Source organism: Aeromonas sp. sif2433 (genome assembly GCF_019218705.1).
In the GTDB taxonomy this organism is placed as follows: domain Bacteria; phylum Pseudomonadota; class Gammaproteobacteria; order Enterobacterales; family Aeromonadaceae; genus Aeromonas; species Aeromonas encheleia.
This window is the reverse complement of the sequence record NZ_JAHUXD010000002.1, coordinates 415,538-437,406: the sequence shown is the minus strand read 5'-3', so window position 1 is coordinate 437,406 and position 21,869 is coordinate 415,538. Positions and strand designations below refer to the sequence as shown.

The window sequence follows — 21,869 nt, the reverse complement described above, 5'->3', positions numbered from 1 at the left end:
CGTTGACGGGTTCATAAAAGGATTAAGAAGATGACAGAAAAGCGCAATATCGCACAGAATCTGGCCGAAGACGAAGTGCTGCAGTGGGTGACCTTCCAGCTGGAAAACGAGACCTATGGCATCAACGTGATGCAGGTGCAGGAGGTGTTGCGCTACACCGAGATAGCCCCGGTCCCGGGCGCGCCCGACTATGTGCTGGGCATCATCAACCTGCGCGGCAACGTGGTCACCGTCATCGACACCCGTTCCCGTTTCGGTCTGCCGGCGGGGGACGTGAGCGAGAATTCACGCATCGTCATCATAGAGGCGGAGAAGCAGGTGATCGGCATCATGGTCGACAGCGTGGCCGAGGTGGTCTATCTGCGCTCCTCCGAGATCGATGCCGCCCCGGCGGTGGGCACCGAAGAGAGTGCCAAGTTCATCCAGGGGGTGAGCAACCGCGACGGCCAGCTGCTGATCCTGGTTGACCTCAACAAGCTGCTCTCGGACGAAGAGTGGGACGACATAGGTTCCCTGTAACGGCGCGTCAAAAAGTGATACAACAGCGGTCCCGGATATGCCCCGCGGCGATATGACGCCGAGCGGGACCCTGTGATGAGGAAGGTGACAGTGTGATGATTGAATTCGCAGCCTTGGGGTTGTCCTTGTTGGCGCTGGTGCTGGCCCTGATCGGGCTGTTGGGCAACCGCCGGAGCCGACGAGAGTCCGAGGCCAGGGTAGAGACGCTGCAGGAGCAGCTCGAGAGTCTGCGCAGGCAGATGATGGAGCTGCACACCGGGGCCATCGGCATGGGCCAGCGCCTGCAGTCGGCGGAAGGGGCCATGCAGCAGATCCACGATCGCCAGCAGGAGCTGACCCTGCAGGATCCGGAGCGCCGCCTCTACAGCCGCGCCGCCAAGATGGTGGAGCTCGGCGCCGGTCTCGACGAGCTCATGAGCGAGTGCGAGTTGCCGCAGGCCGAGGCCGAGCTGCTGATCTCCCTGCGCAAGGGACGCTCCTGACGCCTGGTTCATGACGGAGGGGGAGGCGTCTACTCCCCTGTTTTCCCTGCCATATCTTCCCCCGCCAGGGCGCGATCTTCCCCACAAATCCTGCCGATTATTGGCATCTTTGAAAAGACGGTCCCGGATCCTGTGTTAATATGCAGGCCGCCTCATTCGACTGATTAAATCCTCATGCTGCTTCAAGCCAACAATCTGAGCTGCGTGCGTGAAGATCGCACCCTGTTTGAACACCTCTCCTTCGCGGTGGCGCCTGGCGATCTGGTGCAGATTGAGGGCCCCAACGGGGTCGGCAAGACCAGCCTGTTGCGCCTGCTGACCGGGCTGTCCCAGCCCTTCGCCGGCGAGGTGTGCTGGAACGGGGAAGATATCCGGCGTTGTCGCGATGACTATCATGCCAGGCTGCTCTATCTGGGCCATCAGCCCGGCGTCAAGGCGACCCTGACCCCCCTCGAAAACCTCGATTTCTATCAGAAATTGCACGGTACGGCCGCCGCGGCCGTGGATCTGTGGCAGGTGCTGGCCCAGGTCGGCCTCGCCGGTTTCGAGGACTATCCCGCCGGCCAGCTCTCGGCCGGTCAGCAGCGCCGGGTGGCGCTGGCCCGGCTCTGGCTGTCGGACAGGCCGGCCCTGTGGATCCTGGACGAGCCCTTCACCGCCATCGACAAGCAGGGGGTCAAGGTGCTGGAGCGCCTGTTCCTGGCCCACGCGGATCGGGGTGGCATGGTGATCCTCACCACCCATCAGGACTTGACCCTGATGCAGGGGCGCCTGAAGACGCTCTCCCTCACCCCCTTGCGCCAGGAGTAACCCGATGCCGAGCACCGAATGGCCTCCGATGCCGCGCCCCCTGATCCAGCCGATGGCGGTAGGTGGCCCATGCTGAGCGCCGTGCTGACCCTGATCCAGCGCGAGCTGCTGATGGCGCTGCGCCAGCGTGCCGACATCTTCAACCCGCTCTGGTTCTTCCTCATCGTCATCACCCTGTTCCCGCTTGGGATAGGCCCGGAGCCCCAGCTGTTGGCCCGCATCGCCCCCGGCATCATCTGGGTGGCGGCCCTGCTGGCGGCCATGCTCTCCCTTGAGCGGCTGTTTCGCGATGACTTCAGTGACGGCGCCCTGGAGCAGATGATGCTGATGCCCCATCCGCTCGGGCTGCTGGCGCTGGCGAAAGTGGTCGCTCACTGGCTGCTGACCGGCCTGCCGCTGCTGCTGGTCTCCCCCCTGCTCGCCATCTTGCTGTCGCTGGACCTGAAGACCTATCTGGCGGTGGTGGCCACCCTGGCGCTCGGCACCCCTGTGTTGAGCCTGCTCGGGGCGGTCGGGGTCGCGCTGACGGCGGGCCTGCGCAAGGGGGGGGTATTGCTCAGCCTGCTGCTGCTGCCGCTCTATATCCCGGTGCTGATCTTCGCCACCTCCGCCATCGAGGCGGCCAGCATGGGGTTGCCCTATGCCGGCCAGCTGGCGATCCTGGGGGCCATGCTGGTGGGGGCGCTGACCCTGACGCCCCTGGCGATCTCGGCGGCACTGCGGGTCAGCGTCAACTGATTAATTATCATAAAGAGCCTCCTTTGAGGCTTTTTATGGAAAATATAATTGAGATAGATCAAGGGGATGGCCGCTTATTGCTTTGGGGGGATATGATGTTTCCCGGCAGTGGGTATGGTAGGCCTCGCCACTATAAAATTAATAACTGAAAGGTCTGTGAGCTATGTGGAAATGGTTGCACCCTTATGCCAAACCCGAGCGCGCCTATCGGCTAGCGGGATCCCTGCTGCCCTGGTTCGCGGTGATCAGCCTGCTCGCCTTCATCATAGGCACCATCTGGGGACTGGCGTTCGCCCCCGCGGATTACCAGCAGGGGGACTCCTTCAGGATCATCTATATCCATGTGCCCGCCGCCATCCTCTCCATGGGGGCCTACTCCACCATGGCGGTCGCGGCCTTCATCGGCCTGGTGTGGCAACTGCGCATGGCCGACATGACGGTGGCCGCCGTCGCCCCTGTGGGCGCCGTGTTCACCTTCATCGCCCTCTTTACCGGTGCCGCCTGGGGCAAGCCCATGTGGGGCACCTGGTGGGTCTGGGATGCCCGTCTCACCTCTGAGCTGATCCTGCTGTTCCTCTACCTCGGCGTCATCGCGCTCTACAACGCCTTCAGCGACAAGGTGGTGGCGGGACGCGCCGCCGGCATACTGGCGCTGGTGGGGGTGATCAACCTGCCCATCATTCACTACTCGGTGGAGTGGTGGAACACCCTGCACCAGGGCGCCTCCATCACCAAGTTTGACAAGCCCTCCATCTCGGCCGAGATGCTGTGGCCGCTGCTCATCATGATACTGGCGTTTGCCACCTTCCTCGGTGCCCTGACCCTGATGCGGTTCCGCAATGAGCTGCTGATGCGGGAGTGGCAGCGCCCCTGGGTCGCCGACATCGCCAGACAGGAGAAGTAAGCATGCACTTTGCCTCATTCAGTGACTTCATGGCGATGGGCGGTTACGCCTTCTATGTCTGGCTCTCCTTCGGTCTGACCGGGTTCTGCCTGGTCGGCATCGTCATTTCTACCCGGTTGAAAACCCGCAGTCTGCTCGACGAGATGCGTAACAAGCAGGTGCGCGAGGTCCGTCGCAAGGCGGCCCAGCAGATGGAGAACACCCTATGACCCCGAGACGCAAGAAACGCCTCACCATCATATTGGCGATAAGCCTCGGCCTCGCCGCCGTGATCGGCCTGGTGCTCTATGCCCTCAGCCAGAACATCGATCTCTTCTACACCCCGAGCGAGCTGGTGGAAGGCAAGGGGCCGGACAAGATCAAGCCGGAAGAGGGGCAGCGGCTGCGCATCGGCGGGCTGGTGGTGCCGGGGTCGGTGCAACGGGATCCCCAGAGCCTCAAGGTGGCCTTCAAGCTGATAGACAACGGTGGTCATCTGGTGACGGTGGAATTCGATGGCATACTGCCTGACCTGTTCCGCGAGGGGCAGGGCATAGTGGCCCAGGGCACCCTCAAGGACGCCACTACCGTGGCCGCCTTTGAGGTGCTGGCCAAGCACGATGAGAACTACATGCCACCGGAAGTGGCCGACGCCACCAATGGCATGCATTTCAAACCTGAATATACCGAGGCGCAGTTGAAGGGAGCCCAGCAATGATCCAGGTCGTGCTCGTACCATCTTCCCCGCAGCCTGCCCTTGCTGCGCCAGCGCCATCGAAAGGAGATCGTTCATGACTCCTGCTGTATTGGCGCAATTTTCACCGTCTCATGCCTGTGCACCGGTTCTGGTCGCGGCGCAATTGAAAGGAAGTCAGCCATGATCCCTGAACTGGGGCAATTCGCACTGATCCTGGCGTTTGCCACCGCCCTGCTGCTGGGGAGCTACCCGCTGCTCGGCGCCAAGCTGGGTCGCCTCGGCATGATGTCGGCGGCCCGCCCGCTGGCCTATACCCAGTTCCTGCTGCTGCTGCTGTCGTTCCTCTGCCTGACCTGGGCCTTCGTCGACAACGACTTCACCGTGCAGTATGTGGCCACCAACTCCAACAGCCTGCTGCCGCTCGCCTATCGCATCTCGGCGGTGTGGGGCGCCCACGAGGGCTCCCTGCTGCTGTGGGTGCTGACCCTGGGGGGCTGGACAGCGGCGGTGGCCCTGTTCAGCCGTAGCCTGCCGCTCGATGCGGTGGCGCGGGTGCTCGGCGTGCTGGGGCTGATCTCGGTTGGCTTCACCGCCTTCGTGCTGTTCACCTCGGATCCCTTCACCCGCACCCTGCCGTACTTCCCGGTGGATGGCCGCGATCTCAACCCGTTGCTGCAGGATCCTGGGCTCATCTTCCATCCCCCCATGCTCTACATGGGCTATGTGGGCTTCTCGGTGGCCTTCGCCTTCGCCATCGCCTCCCTGATGACGGGACGGCTGGACGCCACCTGGGCGCGCTGGTCCCGTCCCTGGACCATGGCGGCCTGGGTCTTCCTGACCTTGGGCATAGTGCTGGGCTCCTGGTGGGCCTATTACGAGCTCGGCTGGGGCGGCTGGTGGTTCTGGGATCCGGTGGAAAACGCCTCCTTCATGCCCTGGCTGGCGGGCACGGCCCTGCTGCACTCGCTGGCGGTGAGCGAGAAGCGTGCCACCTTCAAGGCCTGGACAGTGCTGCTGGCGCTGTCTGCCTTCTCCCTGAGCCTGCTCGGCACCTTCCTGGTGCGCTCCGGCGTGCTGGTGTCGGTACATGCCTTCGCCTCGGATCCGACCCGCGGCCTGTTCATCCTGGGCTTCCTGCTGGCGGTGATCGGCAGCTCCTTACTGCTGTTCGCCTTCAAGGGTTCCCAGGTGAAGAGTCACGGCAAGCATGAGCTGTGGAGCCGCGAGACCCTGCTGCTCGGCAACAACATCTTGCTGGTGGCCGGACTGTTGACCGTGCTGCTCGGCACCCTGCTGCCGCTGGTGCACAAGGAGCTTGGGCTCGGCAGCATCTCCATCGGCACCCCTTTCTTCAACCACATCTACAGCTGGCTGATCATCCCGTTCGCCCTGCTGCTGGGGGTCGGTCCGCTGTTCCGCTGGCGCCGTCAGGAGCTCGGTGAGCTCAAGGGCAAAGTGGTGCTGGCGCTGGGACTGAGTCTGATCGCCGCCTTCGGGCTGCCGCAGCTGTTTGCCGGGGAGTTCAAGCCCTGGGCCGCGCTCGGCATAGGTCTTGGCAGCTGGATCATTATCACCAGCGTGCAGGAGACCTGGGTGCGAGCCACCCACAAGCACAGCTTCAGCACCGGGGTACGCCGGCTCGGCAACAGCCACTGGGCCATGATCCTGGGTCACGTGGGGCTGGCGGTCAGCATCATCGGCATCGCCTGCACCCAGAACTACAGCATCGAGAAGGACCTGCGCATGCAGGCCGGTGATCGGGTGCAATTCGCCGATTACGAATTCGTGTTCACCGGGATCAGCGAAAAGAACGGCCCCAACTACGATGGCTTCAAGGGTGTGCTGGAGGTGCACAAGGATGGCAAGCAAATCGCCCTGCTCAAGCCCGAGAAGCGGATGTACAAGGTGAGCCGCATGCCGATGACCGAGGCGGCCATCGACGCCGGCATTACCCGGGATCTCTACGCGGCGCTCGGCGAGCAGCTCGACAACGGCGCCTGGGCGGTGCGGATCTACTACAAGCCGTTCGTGCGCTGGATCTGGTTCGGCGGCGTCTTCATGGCCATCGGCGGCGTGCTGGCGATGCTGGACAAGCGCTATCGTTTCGGCCGTCGTGAAGAGGAGGCCAAGCCATGAGCAAGAAGACCTGGTTGTTTCTGCTGCCCTTCATCATCTTCCTGCTGGGGGCCGTGTTCCTGTTCAAGGGGCTCTATTCCGACCCCACCAAGCTCGAATCCGTGATGGTGGACAAGGAGGTGCCGGTGTTCACCCTGCAGGACATCTATGACCTCAACAAGCAGCATGACAGGAGCATCCTCAAGGGGCGCCCCATGCTGCTCAACGTCTGGGCCACCTGGTGCCCGACCTGCTATGGCGAGCACACCTACCTCAAGCAGCTGGCGGGGCAGGGCATCTATATCGTCGGCATGAATTACAAGGACGAGCGCGACAAGGCCATCAAGTGGTTAGGGGAGCTCGGCAACCCCTATCAGATCAACCTCTATGATCCCGATGGCATGCTGGGGCTGGATCTGGGGGTCTACGGCGCGCCCGAGACCTTCTTCATCGACAGCCAGGGCATCATCCGCTATCGCCATGTGGGGGATATCAACCCCGATGTCTGGGCCTCGACCCTCAAACCCATCTTTGATGCCATGAAGTGAGGGCGCCCCTGATGAAAACGCTTATTGCGTCTCTGTTGCTGCTGGCGGGCCTGTTCGGTGCCAGTCAGGCCCGGGCCGCCATCGACGTCTATAGCTTCGACAGCGATGCCCAGGAGCAGACCTTCCGCGAGCTGACCAAGGAGCTGCGTTGCCCCAAGTGTCAGAACCAGGACATCGCCGACTCCAATGCGGGGCTGGCCAAGGATCTGCGCGACAAGACCTACCAGATGGTGCGCGAGGGCAAGGACAAGCAGGAGGTGGTGGATTACATGGTGGCCCGCTACGGCAACTTCATCCTGTATGACCCGCCCATGATGGCCTCGACCCTGATCCTCTGGCTAGGCCCGCTGCTGGTCATCGTCATCGGCGCCACCACTGTGGTGGTGCGCAGTCGCCGCCGTCCCCTTGCCGCCAAACAGACCGAGGGCGCCCTGAGCGCACAGGAGCAGGCCCGGCTGGCCGCCCTGCTCAAAGAGGAAGAGAAACAATGACCGCATTTTGGATTGTGATCGTGGCCCTGCTGGTGCTGGTGAGCCTGGCCCTGATCCTGCCGCTGTGGCGCGGCGAGGGCAGCCAGAGCATCAGCCGCTCGGCGCTCAACAAGCAACTCTATCGCCAGCGCCTGCTGGAGCTCGGTGAGGAGCGTGAGCAGGGCATACTGGCCGAGGAGTCCGAGTCGGTGGTGGAGCTGCAGCGCAGCCTGCTCGACGACATCCCCGACGTGGAGCAGAGTGCCCGTGGCGGCAAGAGTCTGGTCTGGATCCCGGGGGTGCTGGTGCTGGTGGTGGTGAGCCTCGGCCTCTACTACCAGCTCGGTGCCTGGCAGGAGGTGCAGCGCTGGCAGGATGCCAGCAGCCGTCTGGGTGAGCTGAGCAACCGCATCCTGGTGGAGCGCGATGCCGAGGTGACCGAGCAGGATCTGCTGGACTTCACCTTAGGCCTGCGCACCCGCCTCAAGGATGAGCCGGACGACTATCGTGGCTGGCTGCTGCTGGGTCGCCTGACCCTGGATGGCAACGACCCCGAGATGGCGCGCGAGGCGCTGGAGCGGGCCTATGAGCTGGCGCCGCAGAAGGCCATGGTGGCGGTGCCCTATGCCCAGGCACTGATGATGACGGGGGAGGAGGCGCAGGCGGATCAACTGCTGCAGGCGGCCATCGCCCAGGATCCCGCCAACATAGAGGCGCGCTCCGTCTACGCCTTCATGGCACTGCAGAAAGAGGACTTCCAGACCGCGCTGAGCCGCTGGCAGGCGATGTTGCCGCTGCTGGAGCAGGGCTCGACCCGCCGGACCATGGTGGAGCGCTCCATCGAGTATGCCGAGCAGCAGCTGCGTCAGCGTGGCATCGCGGTGACGGCCGCGCCGGCCGCTCAGGGCGAGCAGGGCAATGCCCAGATGCAGACCCAGGTCCTGGCGGTGAAGGAGGGGGAATTCCCGCTGCACATCACCCTGGCTCCCGGCATTCAGTTGCCGGAGGATGCCCATCTGTTTGTGTTTGCGGTGATCCCCAACGGCCCGCCCATGCCCATCGCGGTCAAGCGTATTCCCGGCCCCGGTTTCCCGCTGACCCTGTCGCTGGGTGACGGCGATGCCATGCTGGAAGGCAGCAAACTGGCCAGCTATCCCGAGCTACAGTTCAAGGCCCGCCTCTCCCGTGGCGGCAACGTCATGAACAAGGAAGGCGCCTTCGAAGGGGTCTCAGTAACCGTCCCCACCACCTCAATTCCTGCGGCGCCGATTGACATCCGCATCGATCACGCCCTCTAATACTCCCTTGGCCCGCCCCTGGAGGGGCGGGCCGCCTATAATTCAGACTGATTCAAAATAAAAAGCTTAGGACTTTCATATGTATCTGCGTTCAGGAGCATTGGCAGTGGCACTGCTATTGGGGGGCTGTGCGGGTGGCCCTCCCAAGCCGGGCCCAGAGAGCCTGGATCTCGAAGAAACCCCGAACCGTCCCGAGGCGACCAGCACGGCCAGCGATCCTCGCGATCCTTTCCAGGGCGCCAACCGGGCCATGTGGGCGGTCAACTATGACGTGCTGGAGCCCTATGTGGCGCGCCCAGTGGTGCATGGCTATGCCCGCTATGTGCCGCAGGGGATGAAGGATGGCATCGACAACCTGGTGGAGAACTTCGACGAGCCGAGCAGCATGGTCAACCACCTGATCACCGGTGATCTCAAGGGGGCGGGGACCAACCTGGGCCGCTTCACCCTCAACACCACCATAGGTCTGCTCGGGATCTTCGACGTGGCCAAGCACGCCGGCCTCGAGCGCAACATGCTGGAGATGGACACCGTGCTCGGCAAGGCCGACATCGGGGATGGGGCCTACATCATGGTGCCGATCTACGGCCCGACCACCACCCGTGAGCTGGTGGGGGACACCATCGATACCATCTACTTCCCCTATGCCCTGCTGACCTTCCCGTTGCGGGTGGTGCACTGGGCGCTGGATGGGCTGGGTACCCGTGCCAAGCTGATCGATCAGGAGCGGATCATCGACAACGCGCTCGATCCTTATGCGCTCACCAAGGACTTCTACCTGCAGTACAACGATGGCAAGGTGACAGGTCGCCAGCCTGAGCTGAAGCAGCAGAAGAAGCAGGAAGACGACAGCAACCTGGATGAGTATCTGGACGAGATCGACCAGTAATCACTCGCTGTGAACATAAAAAGGCGCCTGCGGGCGCCTTTTTATGGTGTTCCGGCCATAAAAAACGCCCCGCGATGCGGGGCGTTTTAGCAAGAAGGGGCTGATTAGGCAGCCAGGTTCTTGGCCACGAATTCCCAGTTGACCAGGGTCCAGAAGGTTTCCATGTACTTCGGGCGCAGGTTGCGGAAATCGATGTAGTAGGCGTGCTCCCACAGGTCGACGGTCAGCAGCGGGGTGGTCCCGGCTTCGGTCAGCGGGCAGCCGGCGTTGGAGGTGTTGACGATGGCCAGGGAGCCGTCGGCTTTCTTCACCAACCAAGTCCAGCTGGAACCGAAGTTGCCGATGGCAGACTTGGTGAACGCATCCTTGAACTCGGCGAAGGAGCCGAACGCCTCGTTGATGGCATCGGCCAGGGCGCCAGTGGGCTCGCCACCGCCGTTCGGGGAGAGGCTGTGCCAGTAGAAGGTGTGGTTCCAGATCTGGGCGGCGTTGTTGAAGATGCCACCAGTGGAGGTCTTGATGATCTCTTCCAGAGACTTGCCTTCAAACTCGGTACCCGGCACCAGGTTGTTCAGGTTGACCACGTAGGTGTTGTGGTGCTTGCCATGGTGGTATTCCAGGGTTTCCTGGGAGATGTGCGGTTCCAGAGCATTGATTGCATAGGGCAGAGCGGGAAGTTCGAATGCCATTTTCTACTCTCCATTGGCTGGACCGTGCGACAGCGACGGTTGCAAGACATTGCGTACTCTTTTCTATTTTGAAAAGAATTGTTCTTGAAATGATAAGGCCTGTGGCCCAAAGCCCGTCGATTGTAGCAGTATCAAAGATGGGCTAACAACTCTTGATTCTCGCCATGACTTGGATCAAGCTGCCGCCTGTTGACCCGCCCTATCTTGCACTTCCCATGGTTTGCCAGTTTGTGGTCTGCCTGGATTGCAGTAGAATGGCCGCCGAAATCGCTCTAGTGAGGCATCTATGGAAACTATTGAAAAGATCAAACAGCAGCTGGCTGACAATCCCATCATCCTTTACATGAAGGGTTCCCCCAAGCTACCCAGCTGCGGTTTCTCTGCCCAGGCTTCCCAGGCCATGATGTCCTGCGGCGAGCCGTTTGCTTACGTCGACATCCTGCAAAACCCGGACATCCGCGCCGAGTTGCCGAAGTTTGCCAACTGGCCCACCTTCCCCCAGCTGTGGGTGGAAGGGGAGTTGGTCGGCGGCTGCGACATCATGATCGAGATGTTCCAGGCCGGCGAGCTGCAGACCCTGATCAAGGAAGTGGCCGCCAAGCACAAGCAGGATGACGCCGTCGCCGAATAAGGTCGCAGCAGCATCATGCAAAAGGGGGAGCCAATGGCTCCCCCTTTTTTATTCAGGCCGATGGATCAGCCGATGCGCTCGATGCGCGCCATGTAGAAGCCGTCGAAGCCGGTCTCGGACGGGCTGACGGTGTGATCGTCACGCAGCCGGTAGTTGTCGTTGGCGGCCAGGAACTTGTCCACCTGCTGGCGGTTCTCCTGGGGCAGGATGGAGCAGGTTGCATAGACCAACAGGCCACCGACCTTCACCATCTGGCTGTAGCGCTGCAGGATCTCTTCTTGCAGGGCGACCAGCACCGGCAGCCGCTCGGCGGTGTCGCGCCACTTGGCATCCGGATTGCGCTTGAGCACGCCGAGGCCGGAGCAGGGCACGTCCAGCAGCACCCGATCGGCGGTGCCTTTCAGGCGCTTGACGGTCTTGCTGCTCTCGATGACACGGGTCTCCACGTTGTGGGCACCGGCACGGCGCGCACGCTGCTTGAGGCTCTCCAGCTTCCACTCTTCTATGTCCATGGCCAGCAGGCGGCCCTTGCCGCTCATCAGGGCGGCGATGTGCAGCGTCTTGCCGCCGGCACCGGCGCAGGCATCGATGACGCGCATGCCGGGGCTGACCTCGAGGGCGGCGGCGACCAGCTGGGAGCCCGCATCCTGCTGCTCGAACCAGCCATCGGCAAAGGCCTTGGTGCGGAACAGGGCGGCATCGGAGGTGACCTGCAGGGCGGTAGCGACCCCCTCGACCGGAATGGTGGAGACGTGCTCCTTGGCCAGCACGGCCTGCAACTCTTCCCGGGTGCCCTTGAGGGTGTTGACCCTCAGGTAGCGCTTGGGCATCCAGGCCAGGGCAGCCCGCTCGGCAGGCCAGGCCTCGCCCAGCTGCTCGCTGCCCAGCTGCTCCAGCCAGCTCGGGCAACCATCCATCAGCACCGGATTCTTCTTGGCCTCGGTGAGACGACGGCGGAAGGCCTCTTCATTGAAGCGATCCAGGCTGGGATGGTTAGACTGGGTTATCTTGTGGAAGGCGTGCCAGCTGTGCAGCAGCGGCCAGACGTTCTTGGCGGCCTGACGCACCTGAATGCCGGTGAGGAAACAGTAGAGGCTGAGGCGGCGCAGCAGATCGCCGGTGACCAGGGCAATCCTTGCCTGTTCTTGCGGTTTGAGTTCGATGCCGGAGAAGTGACGGGCATAGGCTCTGTCCAGGGTGAGACCCTGAGCCAATACATCGTCAACGATGGCAACGACCAGATCCCCGGAACGGGGCAACAGTGGGGACTTGAGCATGAGATTAACCTTGGCCAAATAAAGATGAACCGACGCCGGAGCGGCTGGGGTTCTGAAACTGACAAATCCGCGCAATGATAGGGGCTAGACCGAGTTGGCGCAACCGTCCCCATACGGGGAATGTACAGCGGATGGTGCTGGACTTATCGCCACAGCAGGAAAATGATGCCGGGGCAGTTCGGGCGAACGCATTCAAAAAAGGAATTAAAAAAGATGCAGGTGATGAAATTTTCCCCGCTGGCCCTGATGGTGGCCAGTCTGATGGCCTCCGGCGGCCTCGCCGCCAAGGAGTGGGACACCGTGCGGGCCCGCGGTGGTGCGGCGGATGGCTATGAGGTGCGTGCAACCCAATACCGCGTCGCCAGGGTCTCCGCCGACTACTTCGCCGGCCTGCAGGCCGGTGAACGTCGGCTGACCCTGCCCCTGCCGGACGGCGATGAGGTGAGCTTCACCTTGCGCCCTTATGATCTGCTGCCGGCGGACTTGGCCGCCAAGTATCCCGGCATCCTGACCTTCAAGGGCCACAACCTGGCCGCGCCGGCGGAGACGGGGCGCTTCGATCTGGGCCCCCGGGGCTTCCACGCCATGTTCAGCCACCAGGGCAAGACGGTGTTCGTCGATCCCCTGCGCAATGGTGAAGGCTACGCCATCTATTACCAGCAGGACGCCCATGGCCGGCTGGATGATGAGGCGGACAGGGTCATCGGCAGTGAGGCCAGGAAGCTGGCCCGTCAGGTGCTGGTGGCGGGCAACGAGCGCAAGCGCTACGTCATCGCCGTCTCGGCCGCGGGGGAGTACACCCAGTACCACGGCGGCACCGTCGAGGGCGGGCTGGCGGCCATCACCACCCTGCTCAACCGGGTGAACGAGGTGTATCAGCGCGACGTCGCCGCCGAGTTCCAGCTCGCCAGCGGCAACGACACCATCATCTTCACCGATCCTGTCACCGATCCCTTCTTCAATGGTGAGGACCCGTCTGGTTCAGGCCTGACCGATACCGACGTCAACATGAAGGTGCAGGCCGATGCGCTGGCCAAAGGGCTGGGCCCCTTCGATATCGGCCACGTGGTCAACACCGGCGGCGGTGGTCTGGCGGGGTTGGGGGTGCTCTGCACGGCGGAGAAGTCGGCCGGCATGACGGGCTCGGCCACGCCGGAGGGGGATGCCTTCTTCATCGACTACGTGGCCCACGAGATCGGCCACCAGTTCGGCGCCGATCACACCTTCAACGGCACCAGCGGCAGCTGCGGCGGCGGCAACCGGGAGGCCAGCCAGGCCTGGGAGCCGGGCAGCGGCAGCTCCATCATGGCCTATGCCGGCATCTGCGGGGAAGAGAACCTGCAGGCCAACAGCCTGCCCTATTTCCACAGCAAGTCCATCGAGCAGATGCGGGCACACATGGGGACAGTGGCCAGCTGCGGCACCCGGCTTAGCCTCACCAACAACGCGCCCCAGGTCGCCGCCGGCGCTGACTACGTCATCCCGGCCAACACCCCCTTCGTGCTCAAGGGGGCCGGGGCTGATCTGGATGGCGATCCCCTGACCTACAACTGGGAGCAGATCGATCTGGGCACCGAGTCCTTCAATGCCGCCAGCATGATAGACGATGGCACCCGTCCGCTGTTCCGCTTCGTGGCGCCGACCGCGCTGCCGGAGCGCACCCTGCCAAGCTTTGACTCCCTGCTGACCAACACCCTGGCGAAGGGGGAGACCTGGCCTGCCACCAACCGGGATCTCAACTTCCGGCTCACGGCGCGGGATGGCAAGGGCGGCGTGACCAGCGACGAGATGAAGATCCAGGTGGTCGATACCGGCAGCGGCTTCCGCCTCACCAGCCCGCTGGTGACCCCCCTGACGGCCGGCCACAACCAGACCATCGGCTGGGATGTCGCGGGTACCAGAGAGGCCCCCATCAACTGCGGCCGGGTCGACCTCTCCATGACCAGGGACGAGGGGGTGAACTGGACCCTGCTGGCCAGCGGCCAGCCCAACTCGGGCTCGGCGAACGTGGCCATCCCCGCCGGTGAGGACGGCACCGCCCGCCTGAAGGTCGCCTGCAGTGACAACCTCTTCTTCGCCATCAGCCCGCTCAAGCTGTCGGTGACCCAGCGTGCGGCAGAGGGCGGCGGTGGTGGCGGTGGCTCCCTCGGATTCGGCACCCTGGCATTGGCCCTGCTGGGCTGGGTGCGGAGGCGGGCATGAGGCTAGGTTACGCCCTGTCGCTGATGCTGCTCGCGGGCTGTCAGGCCGATGCCGGCACCCTGGAGCAGGCGCTCGATGACAGCCTCGCCAGGCAGGATTATCGGCTGATCGTGCGGGCGGGGCGCGGCGAGGTGGCCCCCGGCATACAGCAGGAGGCGCAGCTGGAGGCCAAGGCGCGCTGTGGGGTGCGCTACCTCGAGGGGCTGGGGGATGTCATCAAGCCGGACCAGCAAGAGGCGTATGCCAAGCTCAGCGCCTATGCCGCCGAGTACAACCGGCGCATGCTGGCGCACTGCCCGCCAGCCGCGGCGCCCGCGAACTGAGGTGGCAGCCAGCCATGACGCAACCAAGGGAGGCCCAGGCCTCCCTTCGCTTTTTGGGGCTCCCATTTGCGCGCCGCCGGACTTGTACCCATGGCCCGCTCGTCGCACAATGCCTTCATAGCCGCCTTGGCGGGAAAGAGAGAAGGAAAATCAAGATGATGGATGTTGCCGATCTGCGCCGTGAATACACAAGGGGCGGATTGCACCGGGCCGATCTGCCGGCCCTGCCGCTGGAGTTGTTCGAGAAGTGGCTGGCCCAGGCGTGCGAGGCCAAGCTGACCGATCCGACCGCCATGGTGGTGGCGACCGTGGATGCCGAGGGACAGCCCTGGCAGCGCACCGTGCTGCTCAAGCACTACGATGCCCAGGGCATGGTGTTCTACACCAACATGGGCAGCCGCAAGGCGGAGCAGCTGGAAGGCAACCCCCGCATCAGCCTGCACTTCCCCTGGCACACCCTGGATCGGCAGGTGCACGTCACCGGCCGGGTGGAGAAGCTCGGCACCCTGGAGGTGATGAAGTATTTCCACAGCCGTCCCAAGGACAGCCAGATAGCGGCCTGGGTCTCGCAACAGTCGTCCCGGATCTCTGCCCGCGGCGTGCTGGAGGCGAAGTTTCTCGAGCTGAAGCAGAAGTTTGCCAAGGGTGAGGTGCCGCTGCCGAGCTTCTGGGGCGGCTACCGGGTAGTCATCGATACGGTGGAGTTCTGGCAGGGTGGCGCGCACCGGCTGCACGATCGCTTCTACTACAGCCGGGAAGGAGCTGGCTGGCATATAGAGCGGCTGGCGCCTTGATGAACATAGCCCGGCTCAAGAACTTCACCGAGATAGTGAAGAACAACTTCAACATCTCGGCGACGGCGGAGAAGCTCTACACCTCCCAGCCGACCCTCAGCAAGCAGATGAAGATGCTGGAAGACGAGCTGGGGCTGGCGCTCTTCACCCGCAAGGGCAAGAACCTGATCGGCCTGACCCGGATGGGGGAACAGGTGATGGAGCTGGCCAAGGGGGTGGTGGCCCAGGTCGATCAGATCGGCCAGCTCTCGGTGCGGGAACAACTGGCCACCAGCGGCGTGCTGCGCATCGCCACCACCCACACCATGGCGCGCTACAAGCTGCCGGCGGTGATCACCGAGTTCTCCCGCCGCTATCCCGAAGTCAGCATCCACCTGCATCAGGGGGCGCCGGCCCAGCTGGCGCAGATGGTGCAGAACGGGGACGTGGAGATGGCCATCGCCACCGAGTCCATGCACCTGTTCGACGAGCTGGCCGCCGTGCCCTGCTATCGCTGGGGCCGCAGCGTGGTGGTGCCGCACGGTCACCCGCTTATCGAGTGCCAGCCGCTCGCCATGGCGGACTTGGCTCGCTATCCCCTCATCACCTATGTGTTCGGCTTCACCGGCAACTCCAAGATGGACAAGGCGTTCGGTCGTCATGGCCTCAGCCCCCGCATCGTGCTGACGGCCACCGACACCGACATCATCAAGCACTATGTGCGGCTCGGCATGGGGGTGGGGGTGATCGCCACCTCGGCTTTCGACGAAGCGGACAGGGAGAGCCTGGTCAGCCTCAACATCGATCACCTGATCGCCTCCAGCACGGCCCACATCTGCCTGCGCAAACATGCCCACCTGCGCGACTACATGTACGACTTCATCCACCTCTACGCCCCCCACGTGAGCCGCGAGACGGTGCAGTTGTCGCTCATCAATCAGCCGGCGGCGGGCAACATGGCGACCCTGCCCTGGTTGTGACAGCCGGGGTTGACCCATAAAAAAAGAGAGGCCATTGGCCTCTCTTTTTGCATCAGTCGGGTGACTCAGGCCAGCTGGGTTACCAGATGACTCAGGCTACCTTGGTGGCCAGATTGACAAATATCTGGGCCCCGATCAGCAGGCAGTCATCGTCCAGGTAGTAGGGGGATTGGCATGCAGGTAGTTGCAGATCCCCCTGGCCAGACGCGTGCTGTCGATGGTCAGGTGTTTCGGGTCGCCAGATTGACAAAGATCTGGGCCCCGATCAGCAGGCAGTCATCGTCCAGGTAGTAAGGATTGGCGTGCAGGTAGTTGCAGATCCCCTTGGCCTGGCAGCCGCTGCCGAGGAAGAACATGGCTCCCTTGCGATCCGGCGTGGCGTTGATCATGTAGCTGAAGTCCTCGCTGCCGGTCATGGGCTGGCCCTGGCCGTTGACGCCCTCGGCGGGCAGCACGCTGGCGGCCGCCTGTTGCAGTCGCTGGCAGGCCAGGGCGTGGTTCTCGACCGCCGGATAGCCGGCATAGACCATGCTGGTCTTGAAGCCGCGCAGCTCGCTCTGGGCGACTATGTCCTTGAAGCTGTTTTTCAGGATCTGGTCGGTCTCCGCATCCATGGCGCGGATGGTGCCACGGGCCTGCACGTGATCGGCGACCGCATTGGGGATGGTGCCGCCGTTGATCATGCCGCAGCCGAACACCGCCGGGCTGAACGGACTGGTGCGCTTGGCGACTATGTAGTCCATGTCCTCTATGATGCGCACCGCCTCGCGGATGGCGTCCAGCCCCTTGTGGGGGGTCGAGCCGTGGGCGGAGATGCCGTGCACCTCCAGGGTCCAGGCCGAGCCCCAGGAGGACATGACCCCCTGGTTGAACTTGATGGTGCCTGTCTCCATGGCGCCATCGTTGTGCAGCGCGTAGATCTCGTCCACCCCCTTCATGCAGCCGAGCTCCACCATCTTCTCGGCGCCCGGCACCCGCATGTCCTCCTCCGCCATCTGGAAGATGATGCGCACGTTGTATTGCAGCCGCTCCCTGTGCTGGGCCAGGAATTTCGCCGTGGTCAGCGCGATCGCCATGTGGGAGTCGTGGCCGCAGTTGTGGGCCATCCCCTCGTGGGTGGACTTGAACGCCACCTCACTCATGTCGTGCATCTCGAGGCCGTCCATGTCGGCGCGAAAGGCGATGGTGGGCAGGCCGAGGTCGACGGCGAGATCGCCGTGGAAACCGGTGAAGCCCGGGTAGTCGGTGATCCGGTAGCCGAATTCGCTCATCAGCTCGCGGCAGTAGGCCGAGGTCTTGAACTCGGCGCCCGAGTACTCCGGGATACGGTGCAGGTGGTGGCGCACCTCGCGGCTGAAGTCACGCAGGGCAAGCAGCTCAGGTTCTATTTGGTAGTGGTGCATCAGATGATCCCTTGAATGGAGAAGCCGAGTTGGGCAACCAGCGAGGCGCCGAAGAAGCAGCAGGTGGAGACGATCATGAAGATGAGGATCACCTTCCACGACATCTTCTTGAGCTCTTCGAGCTGACCGCCCACGGAAAGGCCGGCGAAAGCCAGCAGGGGGACGCAGCAGGAGAGGAAGGAGATCTTCGCCACCGCGTCGATGAACAGGCCGCGCACCGGGGTTTCCGGCAGGCAGATGAGAATGCCGATGATGGTGGCATAGGCAAATGCCGGCAGGGAGGAGGGCAGGTAGCGCTTGGCCACCAGGGAGACGAACACCACCAGCGCCATGGCGACGAAGCTGTCACCCATCTCGTACAGGGGCAGGCCAGTGGTCAGGGTCTGGGTAAACATGGCCAGCAGGATCGCCAGGAAGACGAAGCGCATATCCATCACGATGCTTTTCATTGGGCTTCTCCTTTGGAGGACATGGCGAAGATCTTCTCGGCAAGCGGCAGCCCCAGATAGGTGAGGGAGAGCGCGCCCAGGGCGGAGGAGAGCAGGTTGGAGGCGGCGGCTATGCTCAGCACCTGTTGGGCCATCGCCTCGTCGAGGCCGTTGATGAGGGCGCCGGAGGCTGCGCTCAGCATGGAGCCGGAGCCGACCCCGGAGCCGGCGGCCAGGGCCAGCGGGTGCAGACCGGTGAGCGGGGCTATGCTGCCGAGCACGCTGAACCAGAGGGTGCCGATGACGGAGCCGCACAGGTAGATGGCGAGCACGCCTATGTACTCCTGGGAGCCGGTGCCGAATTTACCCTGGATCACCGCGACCGATGGCTCACGGCTGATGGAGGAGCAGGCCCCGATGGCGCGGCGCCCGAAGCCGAACTTCATCGCCAGCGGGATGGCGATGAGGATGGGCAGCAGGTTGCCGATCTCTTGCAGGAAGAGGGGCACCCCGACGCTCAGGATCAGCTTGAGATTGGGAATGATCATGCCGGCATACTGGGTGCCGAGGATCAGCAGGCTGAAGCCCACCATCTTGCCGCAGAAGCCCTCTTCCCTGGCGGTGAAGAGCCTCTTCCAGCCGGGGATGCGATCCTTGATGGGCTTGGCCGAGATGATCATGCCGATGATGACGGCGAACAGCATGGGCAGAATGGGGATGATGGCGATGCCGATCTTGATCTCTTGTTTCCCTATCAGGTATTGGGCCACGAAGATCAGCAGGGCGGTGGCCAGGGTACTGACCACCACCGTTTTGAGGGGACTGGTTTGCTGCATAGTGTTGTCTCTTGTTATGCGTTGGCTGTCATGACCGGCGCTGGCGGGTGCATGATGGGGGCATGATAGGAAGGGAGGGGGGTCATTAATGTGACGTTCATCAAGCCGGACATATGGCATTTTTTCATGGGGTATGCCGTTTAACCCTGATAAACACATGGATTAACAGTGAATGATCAGTGAGTTGCATCGCATGAGCGAAAAGGGGGCCTGGGCTGGGCATGGCTGCCGGAGATGGGCATACTGCTGGGTTCGGATCAGGCCGGTGCGCCGGGTCGCTCGAGAGAGGATGGGGGTAGGATGGAGTTGTTGATCGAGGGGGAGCTCTGGCAACCCCACTGGCGGGCGCCATTGCAGGAGTGGCAGCGACGGGGAAACCGCTGGCAGCTGCTGCTCGGCAAGCGGGCCGAGCGCCAGCCCTGGAGCCTGGCCGCGCCCTGGGCGGACAGCCCGCCCGATGGCATCCTCACGGCCAGTGCCTTGCTCGCGAGCTGGCTGGAGGGGGACGGGGCGGCCGTCTATGCCGACCCGAGTCGCCAGATCCTGATCAGCGCCTCCTCCGTCCTGCTGACCCTGGCCAAGGAGAGCGGCCTGCTCACCCTGGGGCCCAGCGGCGCGGATCTGCGACTGAGCGCGGATGACGAGCTGGCCGATGTGCTGCAGCGGCTGCTCGCGCGGCGGCTGTGCATCCCAGTGCTGCGCGAGTCAGGGTCGGCCCCTGGCCTGGCGCTGCGGCCACTGCGGGCCGAGGATGAGGCCGACATAGTACGCTACTGCTCGGATGCGGCGCTCGCCCGTTACACCCTCAATATCCCTCATCCCTATCCTGCGGAGAGTGCCCGCGACTGGCTCGCCCTGAGTGACCGCAAGGGGGCGCTCGGCATGGGCTGGACCTGGGCCCTGACGCTGGATCCAGCGGATGAGCCGGCCCCACTGCTCGGGGTGATCTCCCTGCACTGGAACGGTGAGCTGGCCTGGTGGGTGGGCGTGCCCTGGCAAAACCGCGGGCTGGCCACCCGGGCTGCGCGGCTGGTCAGGGACTTTGCCTTCGAGCAGCGGCAGTTGCCGGCCCTGACCGCCCGCCACATGCCGGACAACCTGGCCTCGGGCCGGGTGATGGCCAAGCTCGGCATGCACTATTGCGGGCTACGGCCGGGGACTGATCGCTACCCCGGCGAGCTGAGTCACTGGCGGCTGGATCGCGCCCCCCGGTTGCCCGACGACATCCGGGCGAGATTGGCGCCCTGGCTTGCGGACAGGCGCGTGGTTGTGGCCATACTGCACGGTGCCTGGGCCAGGGGGGAAGCGGGCGGCGCGCTGGAGCTGGCCCTCTTCACGAATGACCCGCGCGCGGGCGACGAGCCTCTGTGGCAGGATGGCATTGAGCTGGTGGCCCGCCGTCACCCTCTCTCCTGGCTGGAGGGGGACCAGCTGGCGCCAGGCTCCCATCTGGGTGGGGTGCTGCTCAAGGATCGGGGGGAGCTGGGGCTCGCCTATCTGCGTCGCCGGATCCGTGAGCAGATCGGTGGCAATGAGCGCCCCCCTGTCTGATGCGGGAGCGGCGGTTTTGCACCGTTCGGTCCCCTCGCCAATCGTTTTCCTGAGTCCGCCCTCCCATTTTCGGACAAAGCCATTCAAATTGGCCGCCGCTTCTGTGAAATAATGGGCATCCTGCCGTACGAGGAGTAACGCTGTATGCTGAGAACCGAGCGCCCCGGTGACATGTTGCCGGTCTTTGAGCTGGTGAGCGCCGCCTTTGGCCGTAGCGACGAGGCCGAACTGGTCAATCGCCTGCGCGAGTGCGGCGCCGCCGTGGTGACCATGGTCGAAGAGGAAGAGTATGAGTTCATGGGGCACCTGATGCTGAGCCCGATCACCATTAACGGTCAGGAAGGTCCCTGGCTCGGGCTGGCGCCGGTTGCCGTGCACCCGGACTGGCAGGGACAGGGCATAGGTTCGGATCTGGTGCGAGAGGGGCTCGATACGGCGCTCGAGATGGACTGGAAGGCGGTGGTGGTGCTCGGCGATCCGACCTATTACGGTCGTTTCGGCTTCCGGCCGGCCAGCGACTTCGGCCTGCGCTGCATCTACGAGGTGCCCGCCGACTGCTTCATGGCGATGGAGCTGCAGCCAGGCGGCCTCGCCGGCATGGAGGGCGAGGTGCTCTATCACCCCCTGTTCGATGAGGAGCCGGTGGAGTAGTCAGTGCATTCGACCTGAAAAAGGACCCGCAGAGGGTCCTTTTTCACATTGCTGGAGGGAGTCTGACGCCGGTTCACTGGGCCAGGGATTTCAGCTGCTGCTTGTTGGGCGGGCAGTTCCAGTCGATGGGGCCGTGGGTGAAGCGGTATTGCAGCCTGGGCAGGTTGATCTCCAGCCACTCCTCCCTGAAATAGTCATAGCCCAGATCCCAGTCCGGATCATTGGTCCAGCCGGTCTGCAAGAAATGGAGCCGGGTGCCCTGGCCCTCCGGCACGAAGCGCAGGCTGACCAGGGTCTTCTGTTGGCGGATATGGGGAAACTGGGAAGGGAAATTCCAGCTGAAGCTGAGCAGATCATGGGGCATCACCGCCATCACCCGGCAGCCTTCGCTGCCACGCTCGCCCAGGGGCGCATCCGGTCTGAAATAGATCTCGAACGGGCCATTCGGTTCCGGGACCATCAGGCATTCCGGGGCCAGGAAACTGCGCAGGCCACTCTCGGTCGTCCAGGCCCGCCAGACGTCGTCGATGTGAGCCGGCACCAGGATGCTGCCTTCAATCTGCTTGTTATCCATAAGTCGGTAAACCTCAAATCAGTCATGGATGGAACTCAGGCAGTATAGCCCCTCAGGCGATAAAATAGGCAGCCCTGCATCACACCATCTATGTTCGACTGG

The 21,869-nt window shown here is 63.5% G+C and carries 25 protein-coding genes; 19 read left to right on the top strand and 6 right to left on the bottom strand.

Features of this window, described 5'->3' with window-relative positions; all coding sequences use genetic code 11:
* Window positions 1-30 precede the first annotated feature (30 nt).
* From KW825_RS04980 to KW825_RS04925, 12 genes are all read left to right on the top strand, one after another.
* Window positions 31-519: a chemotaxis protein CheW gene (locus KW825_RS04980; protein ID WP_005333026.1), complete on the top strand. Its 489-nt coding sequence runs from the start codon at window positions 31-33 to the stop codon at window positions 517-519.
* Between the two features lie 95 nt (window positions 520-614).
* Window positions 615-1,001, top strand: a complete 387-nt coding sequence (locus KW825_RS04975; protein ID WP_218290692.1) for a DUF2802 domain-containing protein — start codon at window positions 615-617, stop codon at window positions 999-1,001.
* Window positions 1,002-1,175: 174 nt separating this feature from the next.
* Window positions 1,176-1,811 (top strand): cytochrome c biogenesis heme-transporting ATPase CcmA, encoded by a 636-nt coding sequence (gene ccmA / locus KW825_RS04970; RefSeq protein WP_218290693.1) that lies wholly within the window; start codon window positions 1,176-1,178, stop codon window positions 1,809-1,811.
* A gap of 69 nt (window positions 1,812-1,880) precedes the next feature.
* Window positions 1,881-2,549, top strand: a complete 669-nt coding sequence (gene ccmB, locus KW825_RS04965; protein WP_042652843.1) for a heme exporter protein CcmB — start codon at window positions 1,881-1,883, stop codon at window positions 2,547-2,549.
* 163 nt (window positions 2,550-2,712) lie between these two features.
* Window positions 2,713-3,453, top strand: a complete 741-nt coding sequence (locus KW825_RS04960) for a heme ABC transporter permease (RefSeq protein ID WP_218290694.1) — start codon at window positions 2,713-2,715, stop codon at window positions 3,451-3,453.
* Between the two features lie 2 nt (window positions 3,454-3,455).
* On the top strand, window positions 3,456-3,662 hold the full coding sequence (ccmD, locus tag KW825_RS04955) for a heme exporter protein CcmD (protein WP_218328437.1): 207 nt from the start codon (window positions 3,456-3,458) through the stop codon (window positions 3,660-3,662).
* Window positions 3,659-4,150, top strand: a complete 492-nt coding sequence (gene ccmE, locus KW825_RS04950) for a cytochrome c maturation protein CcmE (RefSeq protein ID WP_042652582.1) — start codon at window positions 3,659-3,661, stop codon at window positions 4,148-4,150. The genes ccmD and ccmE overlap by 4 nt, the downstream gene beginning before the upstream one ends.
* A gap of 159 nt (window positions 4,151-4,309) precedes the next feature.
* The gene (locus KW825_RS04945) at window positions 4,310-6,265 is read left to right on the top strand and encodes a heme lyase CcmF/NrfE family subunit (RefSeq protein WP_218328436.1); all 1,956 of its coding nucleotides are present in this window, start codon (window positions 4,310-4,312) and stop codon (window positions 6,263-6,265) included.
* Complete coding sequence (locus KW825_RS04940) at window positions 6,262-6,792, top strand: DsbE family thiol:disulfide interchange protein (protein WP_042652580.1); 531 nt, start codon at window positions 6,262-6,264, stop codon at window positions 6,790-6,792. Before KW825_RS04945 ends, KW825_RS04940 begins: the two co-directional genes overlap by 4 nt.
* An 11-nt stretch (window positions 6,793-6,803) precedes the next feature.
* Entirely contained in the window at window positions 6,804-7,283 is a 480-nt protein-coding gene (locus KW825_RS04935) for a cytochrome c-type biogenesis protein (RefSeq protein WP_218328435.1), read from the top strand.
* The gene (ccmI, locus tag KW825_RS04930) at window positions 7,280-8,560 is read left to right on the top strand and encodes a c-type cytochrome biogenesis protein CcmI (RefSeq protein ID WP_218328434.1); all 1,281 of its coding nucleotides are present in this window, start codon (window positions 7,280-7,282) and stop codon (window positions 8,558-8,560) included. Before KW825_RS04935 ends, ccmI begins: the two co-directional genes overlap by 4 nt.
* Window positions 8,561-8,639: 79 nt before the next feature.
* Window positions 8,640-9,449, top strand: a complete 810-nt coding sequence (locus KW825_RS04925; protein ID WP_042652577.1) for a VacJ family lipoprotein — start codon at window positions 8,640-8,642, stop codon at window positions 9,447-9,449.
* 104 nt (window positions 9,450-9,553) lie between these two features.
* Here KW825_RS04925 and sodB read toward each other — a convergent pair whose 3' ends face one another.
* A complete protein-coding gene (gene sodB / locus KW825_RS04920; RefSeq protein ID WP_218328433.1) occupies window positions 9,554-10,138 on the bottom strand; it encodes a superoxide dismutase [Fe] in 585 nt (194 codons plus the stop codon).
* 286 nt (window positions 10,139-10,424) lie between these two features.
* Here sodB and KW825_RS04915 point away from each other — a divergent pair, with 286 nt between their 5' ends.
* Complete coding sequence (locus tag KW825_RS04915) at window positions 10,425-10,769, top strand: Grx4 family monothiol glutaredoxin (RefSeq protein ID WP_042652575.1); 345 nt, start codon at window positions 10,425-10,427, stop codon at window positions 10,767-10,769.
* Between the two features lie 65 nt (window positions 10,770-10,834).
* Here the strand turns inward: KW825_RS04915 and KW825_RS04910 are convergent, their stop codons facing one another.
* Window positions 10,835-12,046, bottom strand: a complete 1,212-nt coding sequence (locus KW825_RS04910; RefSeq protein WP_218328432.1) for an RsmB/NOP family class I SAM-dependent RNA methyltransferase — start codon at window positions 12,044-12,046, stop codon at window positions 10,835-10,837.
* Window positions 12,047-12,259: 213 nt separating this feature from the next.
* Between KW825_RS04910 and KW825_RS04905 the strand changes: the two genes are divergently transcribed.
* The 4 genes from KW825_RS04905 (at window position 12,260) to KW825_RS04890 (ending at window position 16,324) form a co-directional block, all read left to right on the top strand.
* Window positions 12,260-14,248, top strand: coding sequence for a reprolysin-like metallopeptidase (locus KW825_RS04905; RefSeq protein ID WP_218328431.1), 1,989 nt, complete (start codon window positions 12,260-12,262; stop codon window positions 14,246-14,248).
* Complete coding sequence (locus KW825_RS04900) at window positions 14,245-14,571, top strand: hypothetical protein (RefSeq protein WP_218328430.1); 327 nt, start codon at window positions 14,245-14,247, stop codon at window positions 14,569-14,571. Before KW825_RS04905 ends, KW825_RS04900 begins: the two co-directional genes overlap by 4 nt.
* Window positions 14,572-14,726: 155 nt before the next feature.
* Window positions 14,727-15,365, top strand: coding sequence for a pyridoxamine 5'-phosphate oxidase (gene pdxH / locus KW825_RS04895; RefSeq protein ID WP_218328429.1), 639 nt, complete (start codon window positions 14,727-14,729; stop codon window positions 15,363-15,365).
* Entirely contained in the window at window positions 15,365-16,324 is a 960-nt protein-coding gene (locus KW825_RS04890) for a LysR substrate-binding domain-containing protein (protein WP_218328428.1), read from the top strand. The genes pdxH and KW825_RS04890 overlap by 1 nt, the downstream gene beginning before the upstream one ends.
* A 221-nt stretch (window positions 16,325-16,545) precedes the next feature.
* Here KW825_RS04890 and KW825_RS04885 read toward each other — a convergent pair whose 3' ends face one another.
* From KW825_RS04885 to KW825_RS04875, 3 genes are read right to left on the bottom strand one after another with little or no spacing between them, the layout of a single operon-like run.
* Window positions 16,546-17,727 (bottom strand): M20 family metallopeptidase, encoded by a 1,182-nt coding sequence (locus KW825_RS04885; RefSeq protein ID WP_218328427.1) that lies wholly within the window; start codon window positions 17,725-17,727, stop codon window positions 16,546-16,548.
* Window positions 17,727-18,176 (bottom strand): hypothetical protein, encoded by a 450-nt coding sequence (locus KW825_RS04880; RefSeq protein ID WP_042652568.1) that lies wholly within the window; start codon window positions 18,174-18,176, stop codon window positions 17,727-17,729. Before KW825_RS04880 ends, KW825_RS04885 begins: the two co-directional genes overlap by 1 nt.
* Complete coding sequence (locus tag KW825_RS04875) at window positions 18,173-18,991, bottom strand: DUF3100 domain-containing protein (RefSeq protein WP_218328426.1); 819 nt, start codon at window positions 18,989-18,991, stop codon at window positions 18,173-18,175. Before KW825_RS04875 ends, KW825_RS04880 begins: the two co-directional genes overlap by 4 nt.
* Before the next feature lie 300 nt (window positions 18,992-19,291).
* Between KW825_RS04875 and KW825_RS04870 the strand changes: the two genes are divergently transcribed.
* The gene (locus tag KW825_RS04870) at window positions 19,292-20,542 is read left to right on the top strand and encodes a GNAT family N-acetyltransferase (protein ID WP_218328425.1); all 1,251 of its coding nucleotides are present in this window, start codon (window positions 19,292-19,294) and stop codon (window positions 20,540-20,542) included.
* Between the two features lie 144 nt (window positions 20,543-20,686).
* Entirely contained in the window at window positions 20,687-21,193 is a 507-nt protein-coding gene (locus KW825_RS04865) for a GNAT family N-acetyltransferase (RefSeq protein WP_218328424.1), read from the top strand.
* A 73-nt stretch (window positions 21,194-21,266) separates the two neighbouring features.
* Here KW825_RS04865 and KW825_RS04860 read toward each other — a convergent pair whose 3' ends face one another.
* On the bottom strand, window positions 21,267-21,767 hold the full coding sequence (locus tag KW825_RS04860; protein WP_218328423.1) for an SRPBCC domain-containing protein: 501 nt from the start codon (window positions 21,765-21,767) through the stop codon (window positions 21,267-21,269).
* Window positions 21,768-21,869 lie beyond the last annotated feature (102 nt).

Excerpts from the sequence above, each read along its gene's own strand:
- KW825_RS04885 (WP_218328427.1), bottom strand. The coding sequence starts at position 17,727 with ATGCACCACTACCAAATAGAACCTGAGCTGCTTGCCCTGCGTGACTTC.
- KW825_RS04860 (WP_218328423.1), bottom strand. The coding sequence starts at position 21,767 with ATGGATAACAAGCAGATTGAAGGCAGCATCCTGGTGCCGGCTCACATC.
- KW825_RS04900 (WP_218328430.1), top strand. The coding sequence starts at position 14,245 with ATGAGGCTAGGTTACGCCCTGTCGCTGATGCTGCTCGCGGGCTGTCAG.
- KW825_RS04890 (WP_218328428.1), top strand. The coding sequence starts at position 15,365 with ATGAACATAGCCCGGCTCAAGAACTTCACCGAGATAGTGAAGAACAAC.
- ccmD (WP_218328437.1), top strand. The coding sequence starts at position 3,456 with ATGCACTTTGCCTCATTCAGTGACTTCATGGCGATGGGCGGTTACGCC.
- KW825_RS04870 (WP_218328425.1), top strand. The coding sequence starts at position 19,292 with ATGGAGTTGTTGATCGAGGGGGAGCTCTGGCAACCCCACTGGCGGGCG.
- KW825_RS04865 (WP_218328424.1), top strand. The coding sequence starts at position 20,687 with ATGCTGAGAACCGAGCGCCCCGGTGACATGTTGCCGGTCTTTGAGCTG.
- KW825_RS04975 (WP_218290692.1), top strand. The coding sequence starts at position 615 with ATGATTGAATTCGCAGCCTTGGGGTTGTCCTTGTTGGCGCTGGTGCTG.
- KW825_RS04915 (WP_042652575.1), top strand. The coding sequence starts at position 10,425 with ATGGAAACTATTGAAAAGATCAAACAGCAGCTGGCTGACAATCCCATC.
- KW825_RS04905 (WP_218328431.1), top strand. The coding sequence starts at position 12,260 with ATGCAGGTGATGAAATTTTCCCCGCTGGCCCTGATGGTGGCCAGTCTG.
- KW825_RS04945 (WP_218328436.1), top strand. The coding sequence starts at position 4,310 with ATGATCCCTGAACTGGGGCAATTCGCACTGATCCTGGCGTTTGCCACC.
- ccmE (WP_042652582.1), top strand. The coding sequence starts at position 3,659 with ATGACCCCGAGACGCAAGAAACGCCTCACCATCATATTGGCGATAAGC.
- KW825_RS04910 (WP_218328432.1), bottom strand. The coding sequence starts at position 12,046 with ATGCTCAAGTCCCCACTGTTGCCCCGTTCCGGGGATCTGGTCGTTGCC.
- KW825_RS04925 (WP_042652577.1), top strand. The coding sequence starts at position 8,640 with ATGTATCTGCGTTCAGGAGCATTGGCAGTGGCACTGCTATTGGGGGGC.
- KW825_RS04880 (WP_042652568.1), bottom strand. The coding sequence starts at position 18,176 with ATGAAAAGCATCGTGATGGATATGCGCTTCGTCTTCCTGGCGATCCTG.
- KW825_RS04960 (WP_218290694.1), top strand. The coding sequence starts at position 2,713 with ATGTGGAAATGGTTGCACCCTTATGCCAAACCCGAGCGCGCCTATCGG.
- sodB (WP_218328433.1), bottom strand. The coding sequence starts at position 10,138 with ATGGCATTCGAACTTCCCGCTCTGCCCTATGCAATCAATGCTCTGGAA.
- KW825_RS04940 (WP_042652580.1), top strand. The coding sequence starts at position 6,262 with ATGAGCAAGAAGACCTGGTTGTTTCTGCTGCCCTTCATCATCTTCCTG.
- KW825_RS04875 (WP_218328426.1), bottom strand. The coding sequence starts at position 18,991 with ATGCAGCAAACCAGTCCCCTCAAAACGGTGGTGGTCAGTACCCTGGCC.
- KW825_RS04935 (WP_218328435.1), top strand. The coding sequence starts at position 6,804 with ATGAAAACGCTTATTGCGTCTCTGTTGCTGCTGGCGGGCCTGTTCGGT.
- ccmB (WP_042652843.1), top strand. The coding sequence starts at position 1,881 with ATGCTGAGCGCCGTGCTGACCCTGATCCAGCGCGAGCTGCTGATGGCG.
- ccmA (WP_218290693.1), top strand. The coding sequence starts at position 1,176 with ATGCTGCTTCAAGCCAACAATCTGAGCTGCGTGCGTGAAGATCGCACC.
- ccmI (WP_218328434.1), top strand. The coding sequence starts at position 7,280 with ATGACCGCATTTTGGATTGTGATCGTGGCCCTGCTGGTGCTGGTGAGC.
- KW825_RS04980 (WP_005333026.1), top strand. The coding sequence starts at position 31 with ATGACAGAAAAGCGCAATATCGCACAGAATCTGGCCGAAGACGAAGTG.
- pdxH (WP_218328429.1), top strand. The coding sequence starts at position 14,727 with ATGATGGATGTTGCCGATCTGCGCCGTGAATACACAAGGGGCGGATTG.